General features: G+C 64.0%; 16 protein-coding genes. 9 read left to right on the top strand and 7 right to left on the bottom strand.

Translation table 11 applies throughout. The annotated features are described in order from the left end of the window. Positions 1–194: 194 nt before the first annotated feature. A complete protein-coding gene (locus NKJ17_RS03410) occupies positions 195–1,118 on the top strand; it encodes a DMT family transporter (protein WP_352506948.1) in 924 nt (307 codons plus the stop codon). Here NKJ17_RS03410 and NKJ17_RS03415 read toward each other — a convergent pair. After that, positions 1,115–2,017, bottom strand: a complete 903-nt coding sequence (locus tag NKJ17_RS03415; protein ID WP_352506949.1) for a phosphotransferase — start codon at positions 2,015–2,017, stop codon at positions 1,115–1,117. The genes NKJ17_RS03410 and NKJ17_RS03415 overlap by 4 nt on opposite strands. A gap of 105 nt (positions 2,018–2,122) precedes the next feature. On the opposite strand from NKJ17_RS03415, the gene NKJ17_RS03420 reads away from it, so the two are divergent. After that, positions 2,123–2,755, top strand: a complete 633-nt coding sequence (locus tag NKJ17_RS03420) for a class I SAM-dependent DNA methyltransferase (RefSeq protein WP_352506950.1) — start codon at positions 2,123–2,125, stop codon at positions 2,753–2,755. Positions 2,756–2,773: 18 nt separating this feature from the next. Here the strand turns inward: NKJ17_RS03420 and NKJ17_RS03425 are convergent, their stop codons facing one another. From NKJ17_RS03425 to NKJ17_RS03435, 3 genes are read right to left on the bottom strand one after another with little or no spacing between them, the layout of a single operon-like run. After that, complete coding sequence (locus NKJ17_RS03425) at positions 2,774–5,227, bottom strand: GcvT family protein (RefSeq protein ID WP_352686948.1); 2,454 nt, start codon at positions 5,225–5,227, stop codon at positions 2,774–2,776. Continuing rightward, the gene (locus NKJ17_RS03430) at positions 5,224–6,108 is read right to left on the bottom strand and encodes a phosphotransferase (protein ID WP_254816390.1); all 885 of its coding nucleotides are present in this window, start codon (positions 6,106–6,108) and stop codon (positions 5,224–5,226) included. Before NKJ17_RS03430 ends, NKJ17_RS03425 begins: the two co-directional genes overlap by 4 nt. A gap of 36 nt (positions 6,109–6,144) precedes the next feature. Beyond that, the gene (locus NKJ17_RS03435) at positions 6,145–6,279 is read right to left on the bottom strand and encodes a hypothetical protein (RefSeq protein WP_352506952.1); all 135 of its coding nucleotides are present in this window, start codon (positions 6,277–6,279) and stop codon (positions 6,145–6,147) included. 266 nt (positions 6,280–6,545) lie between these two features. Between NKJ17_RS03435 and NKJ17_RS03440 the strand changes: the two genes are divergently transcribed. From NKJ17_RS03440 to NKJ17_RS03470, 7 genes are all read left to right on the top strand, one after another. After that, a complete protein-coding gene (locus tag NKJ17_RS03440) occupies positions 6,546–7,322 on the top strand; it encodes a DeoR/GlpR family DNA-binding transcription regulator (protein WP_352686951.1) in 777 nt (258 codons plus the stop codon). Between the two features lie 66 nt (positions 7,323–7,388). Further along, a complete protein-coding gene (locus NKJ17_RS03445) occupies positions 7,389–8,315 on the top strand; it encodes a LysR family transcriptional regulator (RefSeq protein WP_254816127.1) in 927 nt (308 codons plus the stop codon). A 201-nt stretch (positions 8,316–8,516) separates the two neighbouring features. Then, a complete protein-coding gene (locus NKJ17_RS03450) occupies positions 8,517–9,671 on the top strand; it encodes an ABC transporter substrate-binding protein (protein ID WP_352506953.1) in 1,155 nt (384 codons plus the stop codon). 191 nt (positions 9,672–9,862) lie between these two features. Further along, on the top strand, positions 9,863–10,858 hold the full coding sequence (locus NKJ17_RS03455) for an ABC transporter ATP-binding protein (protein ID WP_352506954.1): 996 nt from the start codon (positions 9,863–9,865) through the stop codon (positions 10,856–10,858). 14 nt (positions 10,859–10,872) lie between these two features. After that, positions 10,873–11,823 (top strand): ABC transporter permease, encoded by a 951-nt coding sequence (locus tag NKJ17_RS03460; RefSeq protein WP_352507003.1) that lies wholly within the window; start codon positions 10,873–10,875, stop codon positions 11,821–11,823. Continuing rightward, a complete protein-coding gene (locus NKJ17_RS03465) occupies positions 11,813–12,628 on the top strand; it encodes an ABC transporter permease (protein WP_352506955.1) in 816 nt (271 codons plus the stop codon). Before NKJ17_RS03460 ends, NKJ17_RS03465 begins: the two co-directional genes overlap by 11 nt. A 25-nt stretch (positions 12,629–12,653) precedes the next feature. Further along, positions 12,654–14,081, top strand: coding sequence for a gamma-aminobutyraldehyde dehydrogenase (locus NKJ17_RS03470; RefSeq protein WP_352686956.1), 1,428 nt, complete (start codon positions 12,654–12,656; stop codon positions 14,079–14,081). 44 nt (positions 14,082–14,125) lie between these two features. Here NKJ17_RS03470 and nhaA read toward each other — a convergent pair whose 3' ends face one another. The 3 genes from nhaA to NKJ17_RS03485 all read right to left on the bottom strand — a co-directional run bounded on the left by nhaA (position 14,126) and on the right by NKJ17_RS03485 (position 17,365). Further along, positions 14,126–15,319, bottom strand: a complete 1,194-nt coding sequence (gene nhaA, locus NKJ17_RS03475; protein WP_352686959.1) for a Na+/H+ antiporter NhaA — start codon at positions 15,317–15,319, stop codon at positions 14,126–14,128. 93 nt (positions 15,320–15,412) lie between these two features. After that, positions 15,413–15,976: an ActR/PrrA/RegA family redox response regulator transcription factor gene (locus tag NKJ17_RS03480; protein WP_023676342.1), complete on the bottom strand. Its 564-nt coding sequence runs from the start codon at positions 15,974–15,976 to the stop codon at positions 15,413–15,415. A gap of 63 nt (positions 15,977–16,039) precedes the next feature. Then, on the bottom strand, positions 16,040–17,365 hold the full coding sequence (locus NKJ17_RS03485) for an ActS/PrrB/RegB family redox-sensitive histidine kinase (protein WP_352506958.1): 1,326 nt from the start codon (positions 17,363–17,365) through the stop codon (positions 16,040–16,042). Between the last annotated feature and the right edge of the window lie 42 nt (positions 17,366–17,407).

Consider the following 17,407-nt stretch of genomic DNA (forward strand, 5'->3'; position numbering starts at 1 on the left):
ATGCGACGCGCTTAAGTTCCTGTTTTGATGCATGTCGTTGTCGCAAAACCGCTGCACACTTTTGCGCGACATGCATTAGTCCAGCCGATTTCCGGCGCTGGTCTTACCGAATTCTCGATTTTCGCCTCGTCACGGCCGCAGCTTGCGACTACGACGCGGGTCACCGTACCCCACGGCGAGGAACCGGTAACGGAATGGCGCAGCCCGCAGCCCATAATTCGACGATCAGGAACGTGCTGCTGGCCGGCATCCTGCTGATGCTCGCCGGCGATTTCCTGTTTGCGCTGAACGATGCGATGGGCAAGTGGCTGGTTGCCAGTTTTTCCGTCGGCCAGGTCGTGCTGATCCGCTCGATCGGCGCGTTTTTCATACTTGGGCCGATGATTGCCCATCAGGGTGCGGCCAAGCTGTTTCTCATGGAGCGGCCGGAGCTGCAGCTGCTGCGCGTGGTGATGACGACGCTTGACACGGCGCTGTTCTACGCGGCGGTCGTCTATCTGCCGCTCGCCGATGTGATGAGCTTCTACATGGCCGGGCCGATCTACGTCGCGGCGCTGTCGCACTTTTTGCTCGGCGAAAGGGTCGGCTGGCGCCGCTGGGCGGCTATCCTGCTCGGTTTCTGCGGTGTGCTGATCATGCTGAAGCCGTCGTCGGCCGCGTTCTCGCTGTCCTCGATGTTCGCGCTCGCCGGCAGCATTTCCTTTGCCTTCGCCATCATCCTCAATCGGCGGCTCCGCGGCACCAGCGACACTTCGCTGGTCACCTGGCAAACCATCGGCACGCTGCTGGTCGGCGCTGCGCTGACCCTCGGCAGCTGGAGGACGCCGTCCTCGCTCGACTTCGGCGCCATGCTGCTTCTCGGCATCGTCTCCTGCGGTGCGCATCTGATGATCACCAGGGCGTTGAAGCTGGCGCCGGCCTCGACCTTGGCGCCGCTGCATTACAGCCTGCTGTTGTGGGCAGTGGTCTTCGGCCTCGCCTTCTTCGGCGATGTGCCTGGGCCGCGCATCCTGATCGGCTCGGCCATCGTCGTGCTGGCCGGCCTGTTCATTTTCCATCGCCAGAAGGTGGTCGAAACCGTGGTGCCGCCCGAGAACGTGCCGAAGGGTGTGAATTAACCCCGGCGCACCGCTGCGAGATGCCGCGAAAATTCCGGCATCTCCATCAGTGCCTTGCAGCGCGCAAACCGGCCGTCTGCATAGGCGCGAAAGTCGTCGGCCGGATTTTTGTTGGCAAGCTGGATCAGTCCCCACAGCGTCCACAAAAGGTCGCACATCGCCTTGTAGATGACGATGCGGGCGCGCTCCGCCGGTCTCGGCTCGCCGCCGAAATAGGCCAGCATCATTTCCTCGTCCTGCGCGGCGTCGAATTGCCCTTCGACGCTGAGGTCGCCGAGATCCCAGAGCGGATCGTTCATGCCGGAATATTCCCAGTCGACGATCCACATCCTGTCGCCCGTATCGAGAAAGTTTTCGCAGAGCGGGTCGCAGTGGCAGGCGACGATCGGCAGAGGTTGAGCTGCAAGTGCTGAGCGCACTGCCTCCGCCTCGCGGACCACATCGTGGTAGCCGGCAGGCAGGGCGACGTCCTTGGTTGACAGCACTTTCAGATAATCGTCGATCATCGCGAACAGCTCGAAGCGGAAGGGGAACACCGCGCCGGATGTGTGCAGCTTGCGAAAGGCCTTGCCGGCGCGTGCCGGGCTGCCCGGTCGGGTCTTGAATTTTTCCGGCGACATCGTCTCGGCGCCGGCGATGAAGCGGGTCACCAGCACGCCGGTCTCGGCATCGACATGCAGCACTTCCGGGCTGACGCCGGCCTTCGCCGCTTCCCGGGCCGCCACTGCCTCGTTGGCGCGGTTGATGTATTCCTCGGTATCCTTGCCGGGGATACGCAGGCAGAAATCCTTACCTCTGAAGACGAGGTTGGTCAGGCCGCCGAGCCGTTCCAGCGGGCCGTCATAGCCGGCCAGCATCGGAATTGCCGCAAGCGCGGCGCGTGCCTGGTCATCCGCCATGGCTTTCGCTCCTTTTCCCATCTTTATTGTCGCGACGACGGTTCCACAGTTTTCACCGTTTGGCTATCATCGCGTAGCGGATCAATACCGGGCGACGAAACAGCAATGACGGACAGCAAACAGCAGAGCGCACTCGCCGCAGCCTATGCGGCGAAGCGGCCGGAAGACGTAGCCGCGCTCTACGACAGCTGGGCCGGCACTTACGACGCCGACATGTCGGCGGCCGGCTATCGCCATCCCACCATCTGCCTTGCCTTGCTGGCCCGCCATCTGCCGCGCGGCGCCGCACCTCTCCTCGATGCCGGCGCCGGCACCGGGCTCATCGGCGAGTGGCTCGCCATCACCGGTTATCCGCAGGTCGAGGCGCTCGACATCTCGGAAGGAATGCTGGCGCAAGCGGCGCGCAAAGGTATCTATTCGGCGCTGCACTGCCTGGCGCTTGGCGGGCCGCTGCCCTTCGTGGACGATGCCTATGCCGGGATCATCTCAGCCGGCGTCTTCACGTCGGGCCATGTCGGAGCCGAGGGGCTGGACGAGCTGATCCGCATCTGCCGGCCGGGCGGAGTGATCGTACTGACGGTGAAGAACACGCTGTGGGACACGGGCTTTGCCGCGCGGATCGCCGAGCTCGAGGCGCAAGGCATCGTCACCCGCGCCGAGGAGACGCCGCCCTATGTCTCGATGCCAGGCGAGGCCGATACGGTGCCTAGCCGGGGGCTGGTGCTCATCGTGAACTGAGGCTGAAATCGGAACGCTCTACGCCTTCACCTTTACTCCTGCCGGATCGTAAAGCGGCTCGAGGTGAATCTTCGCCGGCGTCCGTTCCATTGCCACAACCAGCTCGTAGTCGCCGGAGGTGAGGAAATCATCGCTGACGCCATAGGCATTGCGCACATAGCCGTAGCCGATGTTCCTGCCGATGGTGTAGCCATAGCCGCCGCTGGTGAGGTAACCGACCGCCTCGCCGTTGCGCAGGATGGTCTCGCGCCCGAGCAGCACGACGTCGGGATCGTCGACAGTGAAGCCGGCAAAGCGTTTCCTGAGCGTCGAGCCACCGAGCTTTTCAAGCGCCCGTCGGCCGAGGAAATCGGTGTTCTTCCTGAGCTTCACCGCCCAGCCGAGGCCGGCCTCCTGCGGCGTGTCGTTGGGCGTGATGTCGGCGCCCCAGGCGCGGTAGCCTTTTTCCAGCCGCAGCGATTCCAGCGCCCGGTAGCCGACCGGGCGGATGTCGTGGGTAGCGCCCGCCGCCATCAGCGCGTCGAAAACCTCGCCTGTCGCCGCGATCGGCGCATGCAATTCCCAGCCCAGTTCGCCAACATAGGTGACGCGCAGTGCCCGCACGGCGTGGCCGGCAATGGCGATCTCGCGAACATGGCCGAACGGAAAGGCGGCATTCGAGACGTCAGCATCGGTCACCGCCGACAGCACGTCACGTGCGCGCGGCCCCATCAGCGACAACGTGCCAAAATCCTCGGTGACGTCGGTCAGCGTCACGTCGAACTCCCTGCCGATATGATCGGCAATCCAGGAGAAATCGTGCGTGCGGAACCCGGTGCCGGTGACGATGTAGAATTTTTCCTCACCGAGCCTCGCCACGGTCAAATCGGCCTCGATGCCGCCGCGCGTATTGAGGAGCTGTGTGTAGGTCAGCCGGCCGACCGGCTTGGCGACGTCATTGGCGCAGATCCAGTCCAGCGCCTTCAGCGCGTCGGCTCCGGTCATTTCGTATTTGGCAAACGACGATTGGTCGAAAATACCGATCTTTTCGCGCACATGGCGATGCTCGTCGCCGACGGGTGAAAACCAGTTCTGCCGGCCCATCGAATAGACGTCCTTCGGCTCGATGCCTGCCGGCGCGAACCAGTTCGGCCGCTCCCAGCCAAGTTTCGAGCCGAACACGGCGCGATGTTTTTGCAGCCGCTCGTACAAAGGTGAGACGATGCGCGGCCGTCCGCTGGCATATTCCTCATGCGGGAAGCCGATCGTGTAGTGCTTGCCGTAGGCTTCCAGCGTGCGGTCGCCGACCCATTTCCGGTCGCGGTGCAGGTCGGAGAAGCGGCGGATGTCGACCACCCACAAATCGAGCGGCGCCTCGCCGTCGACGACCCATTGCGCCAGCGCCCAGCCGGCGCCGCCGCCGGACGCGATGCCGAAGGCATTGAAGCCGGCGCCGACGAACATATTGGGGCATTCCGGCGCCACGCCGAGGATGAAATTGCCGTCCGGCGTAAAGCTCTCCGGCCCGTTGATCATCTGCTTGACGCCGACATTGGCAAGCGCCGGGACGCGCTCGATGGCCTGGCTCATATGCTGCTCGAAATGATCGTAATCATCGTCGAACAGCCGGAACTCCCAATCGTCCGGCACATCGCCGCCGGGCAGGCCGGTCGTCCACGCCTGCGGGTTCGGCTCGTAGCCGCCCATCACCAACCCGCCCACCTCCTCCTTGAAATAGGTGCGGCGATCGGGGTCGCGAATTGTCGGCGCGTCGGTCGCCAGGCCGACGATCCTCTCGGTGATGATGTACTGGTGCTTCACCGGCTGCAGCGGCACGTTGATGCCGGCCAACGCACCCACCTGCCGCGCCCATTGCCCGGCGCAGTTCACCACCTTGTCGCAGGCGATATCGCCCCTGTTCGTCCTAACCTTGACGATCCGGCCGTTGGTCAGTTCAAAGCCGGTGACCCGCACCTCCTCGAACAATTTTGCGCCATGCATGCGCGCGCCCTTGGCCAGTGACTGGGTGATGTCGGAAGGGCTTGCCTGACCGTCGGTCGGCAGCCAGGACGCGCCGACGAGGTCGCCGGTTTCCAGCAGCGGCCACATTTCCTTGACCTCGGCCGGCGACAGCAGATGCATGTCCATGCCGAAGCTTTTGGCCGTCGTTGCCAGCCGCTTATACTCCGTCCAGCGGTCGGCATTGGTGGCGAGGCGCAGGCAGCCAGTCATCTTCCAGCCGGTGGCGAGGCCGGTTTCGGCTTCCAGCCCCTTGTAGAGATCGACTGAATATTTGAGCACGCGCGTGATCGACGCCGACGAGCGTAGCTGGCCGACCAGCCCGGCAGCATGCCAGGTCGAACCCGAGGTCAGTTTGCCCTGTTCGAGCAGCACGATTTCGGCCTTGTGGTCGCGCGCCAGATGATAGGCCGTCGAACAGCCGATGATGCCACCGCCGATGACCACGATCCCGGCCTGGGCGGGCAAGGTCATGTCCGCGTCCCGTATTTTGTCCTGTAGTTTTCCAGGGCGGCTTCGAGCCGCGCCAGGTTTTCGTCCGCGTAGGCGGCGTAGTCGACACCGGGCGCATCGAGGTAGAGCTCGGAAACCATGCCCCACATCGCCTCGCGCAGCAGCGACGCGCATTGCATGGCGGCGTGCGAGCGCCGTATCGCCGGGTCCGGCTCCTTCATGAAATAGGCAGTCAGGAAGGCGAAGGATTCCTCGTCGCTCATGCCGGCGTTCGAAGCCGCGCCGGCAAGGTCGAACATCGCGGTGTTGAAGCCGGCATATTCGAAGTCGATGAGCCACAGCCTGTGACCGTCGTCGATTATGTTAGCCGGCAGAAGATCGTTGTGACCGAAGACGATCGGCAGCAGTTTTTGCGCGCGCTCGAGCTCGTCCGCCAGAGTCAAAAGGCGTGGCAATTCGCCCAGCTTGCGGCTGCGGCCTTCCTCCAGCGTGCGCGCATAGTCGCGAATGACATGGAATACCCAGAACATGAAGCCGGCGCCGGAGATGTGACTGGGCATCTCCCGGTGGAAGCCGCGCAGCAACGCGGCAACGCGGCCGAGATCGGCGCGCACGTCCTGCGCGACGTAGGCCTTGGCGCCGAGATACTCCGTCACCATGACGCCCGGTCCGGTGTAGTGGACGGCCGGAGCGAAGCCTGCGGCGTGCGCTGCCCGCGCGGTCATCATCTCGCGCTCGCGAAAGACATGGTGGAACGGATAGTCCTGGCCGAGCCGTACGACGTGCCGCCCGGCCGCGTCCTTGACCAGATAATTGGCATTGCTCAGCCCACCCGGCAGCGGCGCAATGTCGATGCTGCCGGTCCAGCAAGGCAGCGCGCGGATGCGGTCTTCGACAGTCACGATCTCGTCCAACATCGGGTCAATTTTCCACGCATGTCACGGCTGGCCGGGGATGACAATCGGACAGAGGAATGGCGGCAACGCGAAGATCTCGTCGGTGCAGATCTCGGGATCGGTATCCCGCACCGCACCGACGAGCCCCTTTGTGCCGGGTTTCTTCGACGCCGGCATCCGCCCCCGCGGATCCTGAATTTCGGCACCCTTGCACCCAACAGTTTTCCCGGGCGTTCGGGCAGGCGATTTTTCGTGCGGCTCAGCCGTCGTCCTCCGTTCCGAGCCTGTCACAGCGATAATGTCGCGCCACGCTGGAGGCGTTGTCAACGCGAAATTGTGGTGTTCTCTGCGTTTTTGCCCGAATTTTGCGAAATTTATTGAAGCTAGTAGCGTTTTTGCCGTAGAAACGGTCAACGCTGCAACAATCCGACCGGATGGAACCGATGGTCCACTCGAAGCGGCATGGCGAAATCCTGCGCCTCCTCAAGGAGGAAGGCACTGTCACCATTGCCAGCCTGGCCGACCGGCTGGGCGTCTCGCTGGAGACGGTACGCCGCGACGTCAAGCCACTGACCAGCGACGGTTCCATCCTCAAGATGCACGGCGCCATCAGCCTGCCGTCGTTTGCCGGCGAAGCGCCGTTCGAGCGGCGCATGCGCGAGAACGCCGATGCCAAGCGGGCTATTGCCCGCATGGTCGCCGCCACCATCCGCGACGGCGAGTCCATCATGCTCGACACCGGCACCACCACCTCTTTCCTGGCCCGGGAACTGCTCGGCCACCGGCGGCTGACGGTCGTCACCAACTCCTCCGACATCGCCCGCACACTGGCCACCGTCAACGGCAACAAAGTCTATATGGCCGGCGGCGAGCTGCGCAGCGATTCCGGTGCTGCCTTCGGCGTCTCGGCCATCGAATTCGTCAGCCGCTTTTCCGTCAACCATACAGTGATATCGACCGGTGCGGTCGATGCCGTCACCGGCGTCATGGACTATGACCTGGAAGAGGCCGAATTCGCCCGCATGGTGCTGTCGCGCGGCCAGCGTTCGCTTGTCGTCACCGACCACAGCAAATTCGGCCGCCAGGGCCTTGTTCAGGTCTGCGGCTTCGGCGGCTTTTCCGAACTCGCCACCGACCGGCCGCCGCCGCACGACATCGCCGCCGCCCTCGTCCAGGCCGGCGCGCGGCTCAGCATTGCGGACGGCGGAAGCGAGGGCTGAGCTCTATCGGCAGATCGGCACCAGCACCCACTTCCCAGCGCCGCCTCTGCCGTGTTTAGTCCGGCCATGGCTTTCACCATCCGCCAATTGCAGTTCTTCATCGCCGTCGCCGAGCAGGGCACAGTGTCGGGCGCCGCCCAGAACCTGTCGATCTCGCAATCCTCGGTCACCGAAGCGATCAAGGAGTTGGAGCACGATCTCGGCGTCGAGCTGTTCGAGCGCCACCCGCGCGGCTTGAACATCACCCACAAAGGCCACCAGTTCCTGCGCCATGCGAGGAAGATCCTGGCCGACGTTTCCGATGCGCGCCGCGCCTTCTTCGGCGAACGGATCGCGGCAAGCGGGCGGCTGCAACTTGGCGTCACCTCGTTGGTCGCTGGCTATGTGCTTTCCGATCTTCTTGCCCGCTACCGCCGCGCCTATCCGGGTGTCGAGGTCTCGGCGATCGAGGACAATGGCGACTATCTCGAGCATCTGTTGATCGGCGGCAAGCTTGACATTGCCGTCATGGTCACCTCGAACCTGCGCGACCGCACCGCGCTGCAGTCCGAAATCCTCGAAGTCTCGGCCTACCGGCTGTGGCTGCCGCTCGGACACCCCTTGGCCGGTGCCGACATCATCGGCATCGGCGACATCGCCTCGGAACCGCTGATCATGCTGACCGTCGACGAGATCGAGGAGAATACCGGAAAGCTGCTGACGGCAATCGGCGCCAAGCCGCATGTCGCCTTCCGCACCCGCTCGGTCGAAGCGGTGCGCAGCCTCGTCGCTACCGGCGCCGGCGTGGCGCTGCTGCCCGACCTCGTCTACCGGCCATGGTCGCTGGAAGGCGACCGCATCGAATCGCGCGATATTTCGGGGTCGTTGCCGGTCGTCCAGGTCGGCATGGTCTGGCGGCGCGGCTCCGGTCTGCCGCAGGCGGCGCGCGACTTCATCGGACTTGCCCAGTCGCAGCGCATGGTGCGCCAACGGCCTGAGAAGATTGGCCGCTGACCTATCGGAAAAATCGATATCGGCTTTCTGATAAATGAATTTGCGAAACCGGAGATTTCGCAGCACTTTTCGGTCAGGGAACAAAGCTGCCGCCGGAGCACGGCCCTCAGAGCCGCGCATCCAACGTCTTTGAACGGGCGCATGATCTTCTTCCGAAAACCGAAACCGGTTTCGAGGTCATGCAAAAATGGGAGATCGACGATGAATTCATTGCTGAAATCATGCACTGCCTTGACGGTCGCGCTGAGCTTCTCCGGCCAGGCCATCGCCCAGGTCAAGGAGCTCGGCAAAGGCGAAGGCGAGGTCAATATCGTCGCCTGGCCGGGCTATATCGAGCGCGGCGAAACCGACAAGGCCTATGATTGGGTCACTTCGTTCGAGAAGGAAACCGGCTGCAAGGTCAACGTCAAGACCGCCAACACCTCCGACGAGATGGTCTCGCTGATGAACGAGGGCGGCTTCGATCTCGTCACCGCCTCGGGCGATGCCTCCCTGCGCCTTGTCGCCGGCAAGCGTGTCCAGCCGATCAACACCGATCTCATCCCGAGCTGGAAGACGGTTGACGACCGGCTGAAGGATGCACCCTGGTTCACCGTCGGCGGCGTCCATTACGGCGTCCCCTATCAGTGGGGGCCGAACGTGCTGATGTACAACACCGAAGTGTTCAAGGAGGCGCCGAAGAGCTGGAACGTGGTCTTCGAGGAAATGAAGCTTCCCGACGGCAAGTCGAACAAGGGCCGCGTCCAGGCCTATGACGGGCCCATCCACATCGCCGATGCCGCCAATTACCTGATGGCCCACAAGCCGGAGCTCGGCATCAAGGATCCGTACGAACTGACCGAAGACCAGTACAAGGCCGCGCTCGACCTTCTGCGGGTCCAGCGTACGCTGGTCGGACGGTATTGGCACGACGCCGCCATCCAGGTCGACGATTTCCAGAACGAAGGCGTCGTCGCCTCCGGCTCCTGGCCCTACCAGGTCAACACGCTGATCGCGGCCAAGAAGCCGGTCGCCTCGACCATCCCCGAGGAGGGCGTTACCGGCTGGGCCGACACCACGATGATGGAGGCCGATGCTGCCCACCCGAACTGCGCCTACATGTGGATGGAGCATTCGCTGTCGCCGAAAGTGCAGGGCGACGTCTCCGCCTGGTTCGGCTCGCTGCCGGTGGTACCTGCCGCCTGCAAGGGCAACGAACTGCTCGGCGAAGAAGGCTGCAAGACCAACGGCTACGACAATTTCGACAAGATCAAGTTCTGGAAGACGCCGGTCTCGAAATGCGCCACCCAGAACGACCAGTGCGTACCCTACTACCGCTGGGTGTCGGACTATATCGGCGTCATCGGCGGGCGGTGAGTTCGCCTCACCTACGAAGCCCGGCGCTGCCCCTCACCCTTACCCTCTCCCCGTGAAGAAACGGGGGGTCGCCAGCGTTGGAGCGCCTCCCTTCTCGCCGTCCACTATATACGGGGAGAAGGTGCCAGCAGGCGGATGAGGGGCGGCGCGACCGCCTGAAATTTGATGAGCCTGACAGATCAGGACGACCCATGACCTCCGCCGTTTCCTTCCAAAAAGTCTCCCGCCATTTCGGCAGCGTGCGTGCCGTCGACGCGGTCGATCTCGACATCGTGCCGGGCGAGTTCTTCGCCATGCTCGGGCCTTCCGGCTCGGGCAAGACGACGTGCCTGCGCCTCATCGCCGGTTTCGAGCAGCCGACGGCCGGCTCGATCTCGATCTTCGGCGAACGCGCCGAGGGCGTGCCGCCCTATCGCCGCAACGTCAACACCGTGTTCCAGGACTATGCGCTGTTCCCGCATCTCAACGTGCTCGACAACGTCGCCTATGGGCTGATGGTCAAGGGCGTCGGCAGACCGGAGCGGCAAAAGGCGGCGGAAGAGGCGCTGGCGCTGGTACGGCTTCCCGGCTACGGCGCGCGTCGCCCTGGCCAACTTTCCGGCGGCCAGCGCCAGCGCGTCGCGCTCGCCCGGGCGCTGGTCAACCAGCCCAAGGTGCTGCTGCTCGACGAGCCGCTCGGCGCGCTCGACCTCAAGCTTCGCGAAAACATGCAGGAGGAGTTGAAATCGCTGCAGAAGGCGCTCGGCATCACCTTCGTGTTCGTCACCCACGACCAGGGCGAAGCGCTGTCGATGGCCGACCGCGTCGCCGTCTTCAATGATGGCAAGATCATGCAGATCGGCACGCCGGAAGACATCTACCAGCGCCCCAAGACCCGCTTCGTCGCCGATTTCGTCGGCTCGTCCAACGTGCTGCCGCCGGATTTCGTCCAGCGCTATGCCGGCCAGCATCGCTGGGGCAGCCTGCGGCCCGAATCCATCCGTATTGGCCGGGCCAACGGCGAAGGCGTTGCCGCCCGCCTTGTCTCGACCAATTATCTCGGCGCCACGACTAGACTGGCGCTCGATGCAGAGGGCTTGCGGCTGCATGCCATCGTCCCGGCGGGTGCAGCCTTGCCCCGGGAAGGCGAGGCGGTGGTGCTCACCTTCAACCGCGAGCATTTGCATTTGATGGACGAACTGGGATGAGCCTGGACGCTGCCATGCCGCGGGCCACGGCGCCTGCCATCCTGCCGGGCAGCGGCGGCGTACGCGGCGCGCTCTCCGACATCTTCTGGCGCCGGCCGCAACTCCTGCTCCTGCTCATGCTGCTGCCGCCGGTTCTGTGGCTCGGCATCGTCTATATCGGCTCGCTCTTCGCGCTGCTTTTGCAGAGTTTCTTTTCGATCGACGAGTTCTCCGGCCTCATCAACCGCGAGTTCACGCTGAAGACTTATGGCGACCTGCTGCAGGCCGCCAATCTCGACATCATCCTGCGCACGGTGACGATGGCGGCGCTGGTGACGTTTGCGTCGGCGGTCATTGCCTTTCCCATCGCCTATTACGCGGCGCGCTATGCGCGCGCCCGTTGGAAGGCGTTGTTTTATCTCGGCGTCATGCTGCCGCTGTGGTCGAGCTACCTGGTCAAGATCTATGCCTGGAAGCTGATCCTCGCCAAGGAAGGCATCCTGACGTGGCTGCTGGCCAAATTGCATCTTCTATGGCTGCTCGATGCATGGCTATCGCTGCCGATCGTCGGCGGCAACTCGCTGTCGGTCTCGTCAACCGGCACCTTCATCGTCTTCGTCTATGTCTGGCTGCCCTTCATGATCCTGCCGGTGCAGGCCGCACTCGAGCGCGTGCCGGGCAATTTGGTCGAGGCCTCGTCCGATCTGGGCGCCTCGCCCGGCCAGACCTTCCGCAACGTGCTGTTCCCGCTGACGCTGCCCGGCATCGTCGCCGGCTCGATCTTCACCTTCTCGCTGACGCTCGGCGACTACATCATCCCGCAGATCATCGGTACCTCGCGGCTGTTCATCGGCCAGGCCGTCTATTCGCAGCAAGGCACCGCCGGGAACATCCCGCTCGCCGCCGCCTTTACCGTGGTGCCCATCGTCATCATGGGCTTCTACCTCTGGGGCGCCAAGCGCATGGGGGCTTTCGATGCGCTCTGACCGTGGCCCATCGGCGCCGATCGGCCTGAAGCTCGCTGCCACCGGCGGCCTGCTTTTCCTGCATTTGCCGATTGTGCTGATCTTCGTCTATGCCTTCACCACGGAGGAGAAGAGCTTCGTCTGGCCGCCGCCGGGGCTGACGACGCAATGGTTCGCCGTCACCTGGAACCGCCCCGACGTCTGGCAGGCGCTGTCGCTGTCGGTGCGGGTCGCGGCGATCTCGACCGCCATCGCGCTGGTCCTCGGCACGCTCTGCGCCGCCGCCGTGTCCCGCACAAAATTCTTCGGCCGCGAAACCATCTCGCTGCTGGTGATCCTGCCGATCGCGCTACCCGGCATCATCACCGGCATTGCGCTGCGCTCGGCCTTCGCGCTGGCCGAAATCCCGTTCTCGTTCTGGACGATCGTGCTCGGCCACGCGACCTTCTGCGTGGTCGTCGTCTACAACAATGCGGTCGCCCGTTTCCGCCGCACGTCCGGCTCGATGATCGAGGCGTCGATGGACCTCGGCGCCGACGGTTTCCAGACCTTTCGGCATGTCGTGCTGCCCAACATCGCAACCGCGCTGCTGGCCGGCGGCATGCTCGCCTTTGCGCTGTCCTTCGACGAGGTCATCGTCACCACTTTCACCGCCGGCCAGCAGCAAACGGTGCCGATCTGGATGCTCGAAGAGCTGATCCGTCCGCGCCAGCGTCCGGTCACCAATGTCGTGGCGATGGTCGTGGTGCTGGTGACGCTGCTTCCCATCCTCGCTGCCTATTACCTGACCCGCGACGGCGACCAGATCGCCGGTTCGGGCAAATGATCTCGTTCATAAGGGAGAGACTTCCATGGACACGCAGATGCTGATCGGCGCGAAATTCGAAAAAGGCACCGAGACCGAGGAACCGATCCTCAACCCGAAGACCGGGGCGACCATCCTCAATCTGCCCGAGGCCAGCCCGGCGCAGATCGAGGCGGCAGTGCTTGCCGCCGAAAAAGCCTTCGTCACCTGGTCGCGCACCACGCCGGCGCAGCGCGCCGGCTATCTCCTGAAGATCGCCGATCGCATCGAGGCCGCGGCACAGGATTTCGCGGCGCTCGAGGCGCTGAACTGCGGCAAGCCGATCAATGCCGTGCTCAATGACGAGATCCCGGCGATCGTCGACTGCTACCGTTTCTTTGCCGGCGCGGTCCGCTCGATGCCTGGCCAGGTCGCCGGCGAATACATTCCCGGCCACACCTCGATGGTCCGCCGCGACGCCATCGGCGTTGTGGCGTCGATTGCGCCGTGGAACTATCCGCTGATGATGATGGCCTGGAAGCTGGCGCCGGCGATTGCCGGCGGCAACACGGTCGTCTTCAAGCCGTCGGAACAGACGCCGCTGACCGCGCTGAAGCTGGCGAAAATCCTTGTCGAGATCCTGCCGGAAGGCGTCGTCAACGTCGTGCTCGGCCGCGGCGACAGCGTCGGCAACACGCTGATCAACCATCCGAAGGTCAACATGATCTCGATCACCGGCGACGTCGCCACCGGCAAGAAGGTGCTGCAGGCCGCCGCTAAATCGGTCAAGCGCACACATCTCGAGCTCGGCGGCAAGGCGCCGGTCATCGTCTTCGACGACGCCGATCTCGGTGCGGTGGTCAACGGCCTGCGCGCCTTCGGCTATTACAATGCCGGCCAGGATTGCACCGCTGCCTGCCGCATCTATGCCGGCAAGAAGATCTATGACAAACTCGTCGCGGACCTCTCCGCTGCGGTCTCGACCATCAAGTATGATCGCCCAGATGATACCGAGAACGAGATCGGCCCGCTGATTTCGCGTCGCCAGCGTGACCGCGTCTCGAGCTTCGTCGAGCGCGCCTCGGAGCTCAAGCACATCGAGATCACTACGGGCGGCAAGCCGGGCGAGGGCTCCGGCTTCTTCTACCAGCCGACCGTCGTCGCCGGCGCGCTGCAGGAGGACGAGATCGTGCGCCGCGAAGTGTTCGGCCCGGTGGTCTCGGTCACCCGCTTTTCCGAAGTCGACGAAGCGGTGAACTGGGCCAATGATTCTGACTACGGCCTGGCGTCGTCGGTGTGGACCAAGGATGTTTCGCGCGCCATGGCGACGGCCGCCCGCCTGCAATATGGCTGCACCTGGATCAACACCCATTTCATGCTGACCAACGAGATGCCGCATGGCGGGTTGAAACAATCCGGCTACGGCAAGGACATGTCGCTATATGCGCTGGAGGACTATACCGCAGTCCGCCACGTCATGATTGCGCACGGATAGCGCCCTCGGGGAGACGGTGGCCTCAGGCCGAAGGCGCCACGCGATTATTCTTCCGCCTCCTCCGCCCCGCTCGCGGCCGGCGCAACCAGCAGCACAGCGGCGCCGAGGATCGCTGCGATGAAAGAGCCGGCGAGGATGCCGACCTTGACCGCGTCCTGCAGAGCGACGTCGCTGGCGAAGGCGAGCAGGCCGATGAACAGGCTCATGGTGAAGCCGATGCCGCAGAGCAGTGAAATACCGATCATGTGCAGCCAGCCGGCATTGACCGGCAGATCGGCAAATCCGAGCCGGATGGCAAGCGCGGAAGACCCGAACACGCCGACCAGCTTGCCGGCGACGAGGCCTGCGGCGACGCCGAGCGTCAGCGGCTCGATCAAGGCGGCAGCGCTGAGACCGCCGAGTGAGACGCCGGCGTTGGCAAAACCGAAGATCGGGATGACGAAAAAGGGTACGATTGTGTGCAGGCCGTGTTCGAGCCGGTGCAGCGGCGAATGGTCGAGATCGTGGCCGCTGCCCGACGAGATCTTCAGCGGTATGGTGAGAGCCAGCGCGACCCCGGCGAGCGTCGCATGGACGCCCGATTTCAAAACCAAAACCCACAGCACGACACCAAGCACGATATAAGGCAGCAGCGTCAGCACCCGCATGCGGTTGAGCACCACCAGCAGCGCGATGACGGCGAAGGCGGCGCCGAGATAGGCGAGCGACAGGCCGCTGGTATAGAACACCGCGATGATGAGCACGGCGCCGAGATCGTCGATGATGGCGAGCGCGGTAAGGAATATCTTCAACGAGCCCGGCACGCGGCTGCCGAGCAGCGACAGCACGCCGAGCGCAAAGGCGATATCGGTGGCGGTCGGGATCGCCCAGCCGGACAGAGCGGCTGGATTGTTGCGGTTGATGGCGACGTAGACCAGTGCTGGCACCGCCATGCCACCGGCGGCGGCGATGCCGGGCAGCACGCGGCGCGGCCAGGTCGAGAGCTGGCCGTCGAGCATCTCGCGCTTGATCTCGAGGCCAACCAGCAGGAAGAACACCGCCATCAGGCCGTCATTGATCCAGTGCGAGACGCTGAGCGGTCCGAGATAGGCATGGAGGGCGGAGAAATAAGCTTCGGCCAGCGGCGAATTGGCGACGATCAGGGCCAGGGCCGCCGCAGCCATCAGGATGAGGCCGCCGGCCGCCTCGCTGTCGAGGAATTCGCGCAGCATGGAGACCAGCCGCTTTTCGTCCTGCATGTCGCCTCCGTCGTATCAGCGGCAAGGTCCGACGCACCGCCCAGCGATGATGCGCAAACGGCGCTGGCCGGGCAAGCCGGCAGTCAGAACCTTTTAGCGCGGCGCGCGCTTGGCGAGGATGCGTTGCAGCGTGCGGCGATGCATGTTCAGGCGGCGTGCGGTTTCCGAGACATTGCGGTCGCACATTTCGTAGACGCGCTGGATGTGTTCCCAGCGCACGCGATCAGCCGACATTGGATTTTCCGGCGGCGCGGCACGTTCGCCCGCCGTGCGGGTCAGGGCTGCAAAGATGTCGTCGGCATCGGCCGGCTTCGATAGATAGTCGATGGCGCCGAGCTTTACCGCCGTCACCGCGGTGGCGATGTTGCCATAGCCTGTAAGGATTATGGCGCGAGCATCGTCGCGCTTCTCGCGAATGGCAGCGACGACGTCGAGGCCGTTGCCGTCGGCCAGCCGCATGTCGACCACCGCATAGGCCGGCGGATTGGCGCGCGCCTTGGCAACCGCCTCCTCGACGCTCTCCGCCGTCTCGACCACGAAACCCCTGGTTTCCATGGCGCGGGCAAGCCGCGTCAGGAACGGCTTGTCGTCGTCCACGATCAGCAACGAGGTGTCCTCGCCTTCGACCATTGCGCCAATCGTTTCGTCAGTACTCATCGTGCTGAAAATCCTGCTGCCTGATTTTTACGCAAATATAGTTTCGCAACGCTATTGTCCAATTTAGGCCGTGTCGAACATGGTGGCCGAAGCCTGCTCGGGATTAAGGAAGACGCTGCGCGGCCACGATATCTGCACGATAGCGCCCTCGCCGGGCTCGCTCGAATTGCGGAAATCGAGCGTCGCGCCGGAGCGTTCGAGCAAGGTCTTGGCGATGAATAGGCCGAGGCCGAGGCCGCCGCCGGCTTCGGTGCCCTGGCGGGTCGACATATAGGGTTCGCCGATACGGTCGATGATCTCCGGTGGAAAGCCCGGCCCGTCGTCGATGATCGAGAAGCTGACGGCGGCCTCGTTCCACCTCCAGCGTATGGTGACGTTCTTGCGGGCGAAGTCGACGGCGTTCTCGACCAAATTGCCGAGGCCGTAAATGACGCCCGGATTGCGCCGGCCCACCGGTTCCGGGCCGATGCGCTCGCCCGGCCGAAGCTTGATCGAAATGCCGAAATCGCGGTGCGGTGCCGTCACTTCCTCGACCAGCGAGGTCAGCGGCAGGCGCGAGAGGTGCACTTCGCTCTCGGAGGAAAGGCTGGTCAGGCGCTTCAGGATTTCGCGGCAGCGCTCGCTCTGCGAACGCAGCAGCTTCACGTCCTCGCCGTATTTCGGATCTTCGCCAAGCGCCTTCTCCATCTCCTTGGCGACAAGCGTGATGGTGGCGAGCGGCGTGCCGAGTTCGTGCGCGGCGGCCGCGGCGAGGCCGTCGAGGGCCGAGAGATGCTGTTCTCGCTGAAGCACCAATTCCGTGGCGGCAAGCGCGTTGGCAAGCAGCCGCGCCTCCTCTGCCACCCGGAAGGCATAGATCGCGGTAAAGGCGATGGAGCAGAACACCGCCATCCACATGCCGGCGACATAGATGAAGGGCATCGCCAATGGCGCCCCCTCATGCCAGGGCAGCGGCAGGTGGTAGAAGACCAGCAGCGTCGCCGCCACGATCACCAGCGCGCCGAGCAGAGCCGTCAATCGCAGCGGCAGCGACGTCGCCGAGACGACGACGGGCACGGTCATCAGCAGCGAAAACGGATTGGTAAGGCCGCCGGTCATGTAGAGCAGGCCGGCAAGCTGCAGGCTATCGAAGGTCAGGATGGCAAAGGCCGAGAACGGGGTAAGCCGATGCGCCGCCGGATAGCGGAAGGTCAGCAACAGGTTCATCCAGGCCGAACAGGCGATCAGCGCAAAACACATGCTGACCGGCAGCGGAAATTTCAGCCCGTAGGCGACGACAAGCACAGTCAGGCTCTGGCCGACAATGGCAAGCCAGCGCAGCCTGATCAGCGTGTTGAGGCGCAGCCGCTGGCTTTGCTGGAAGTCGGGCGCGTGCAGAATGTTTATCATGGCGGGATTATAGAGGGGAAACCGCTGGAGGTCTTTCCGAAA

It is taken from the genome of Mesorhizobium sp. M0208 (genome assembly GCF_040322015.1).
In the GTDB taxonomy this organism is placed as follows: Bacteria; Pseudomonadota; Alphaproteobacteria; order Rhizobiales; family Rhizobiaceae; genus Mesorhizobium.

Bases quoted from the DNA above. Each gene is read 5' to 3' on its own strand.
- NKJ17_RS03410 (WP_352506948.1), top strand. From the start codon at position 195: ATGGCGCAGCCCGCAGCCCATAATTCGACGATCAGGAACGTGCTGCTG.
- NKJ17_RS03415 (WP_352506949.1), bottom strand. From the start codon at position 2,017: ATGGCGGATGACCAGGCACGCGCCGCGCTTGCGGCAATTCCGATGCTG.
- NKJ17_RS03420 (WP_352506950.1), top strand. From the start codon at position 2,123: ATGACGGACAGCAAACAGCAGAGCGCACTCGCCGCAGCCTATGCGGCG.
- NKJ17_RS03425 (WP_352686948.1), bottom strand. From the start codon at position 5,227: ATGACCTTGCCCGCCCAGGCCGGGATCGTGGTCATCGGCGGTGGCATC.
- NKJ17_RS03435 (WP_352506952.1), bottom strand. From the start codon at position 6,279: ATGCCGGCGTCGAAGAAACCCGGCACAAAGGGGCTCGTCGGTGCGGTG.
- NKJ17_RS03440 (WP_352686951.1), top strand. From the start codon at position 6,546: ATGGTCCACTCGAAGCGGCATGGCGAAATCCTGCGCCTCCTCAAGGAG.
- NKJ17_RS03445 (WP_254816127.1), top strand. From the start codon at position 7,389: ATGGCTTTCACCATCCGCCAATTGCAGTTCTTCATCGCCGTCGCCGAG.
- NKJ17_RS03450 (WP_352506953.1), top strand. From the start codon at position 8,517: ATGAATTCATTGCTGAAATCATGCACTGCCTTGACGGTCGCGCTGAGC.
- NKJ17_RS03455 (WP_352506954.1), top strand. From the start codon at position 9,863: ATGACCTCCGCCGTTTCCTTCCAAAAAGTCTCCCGCCATTTCGGCAGC.
- NKJ17_RS03460 (WP_352507003.1), top strand. From the start codon at position 10,873: ATGCCGCGGGCCACGGCGCCTGCCATCCTGCCGGGCAGCGGCGGCGTA.
- NKJ17_RS03465 (WP_352506955.1), top strand. From the start codon at position 11,813: ATGCGCTCTGACCGTGGCCCATCGGCGCCGATCGGCCTGAAGCTCGCT.
- NKJ17_RS03470 (WP_352686956.1), top strand. From the start codon at position 12,654: ATGGACACGCAGATGCTGATCGGCGCGAAATTCGAAAAAGGCACCGAG.
- nhaA (WP_352686959.1), bottom strand. From the start codon at position 15,319: ATGCAGGACGAAAAGCGGCTGGTCTCCATGCTGCGCGAATTCCTCGAC.
- NKJ17_RS03480 (WP_023676342.1), bottom strand. From the start codon at position 15,976: ATGAGTACTGACGAAACGATTGGCGCAATGGTCGAAGGCGAGGACACC.
- NKJ17_RS03485 (WP_352506958.1), bottom strand. From the start codon at position 17,365: ATGATAAACATTCTGCACGCGCCCGACTTCCAGCAAAGCCAGCGGCTG.